We start from the raw sequence: 587 nt of genomic DNA on the forward strand, positions 1-587 counted from the left end.
AAATTTCCAACTAGTCAACCTGCACAAACCTTAGAACGTGGTCAAGGCACAGAAGAAAAAATGATTCCAAATCCTATTTATGAGGATGAAAGCTATATTGGTACTGGTAAATTGTATGGAAAAGTAGCCTTAGTGACCGGAGGCAGCAGTGGAATCGGACGTGCTGTATCGATTGCTTATGCGAAAGAAGGAGCAGATATCGCGATTGTCTACAATATAAATGATGAAGATGCAGAGATAACAAAAGAACGAGTGGAAGCACAAGGGCAGCGCTGTCTATTATTAAAAGGAGATGCTGGGGATGAAGCATTCGCCAAAAAAGCAGTGCAGCAAACGGTCACAGAATTAGGTGGTGTGGATGTACTCGTTAATAATGCGGCAGAACAAAACCCAATAGAAGAATTGACAGATCTCCCAACCGATCAAATGGAGCAGACATTTAAAACGAATTTCTACTCCTATTACTATTTTTCCAAATATGCACTTGAATTTATGGAATCAGGAAGTAGCATCGTCAATACAGCATCCATCAATGCTTTTGTCGGACACGCGATGCTAGTCGATTATACAAGTACAAAAGGAGCGAT

General features: G+C 40.7%; 1 protein-coding gene. It reads left to right on the top strand.

The window, feature by feature from the left end; all coding sequences use genetic code 11:
- Positions 1-587: SDR family NAD(P)-dependent oxidoreductase (locus ACTYBU_RS22485; RefSeq protein ID WP_445493258.1), on the top strand; the 587-nt coding region annotated here is incomplete at both ends.

The sequence above is a fragment of the Niallia sp. 03133 genome, assembly GCF_052663225.1.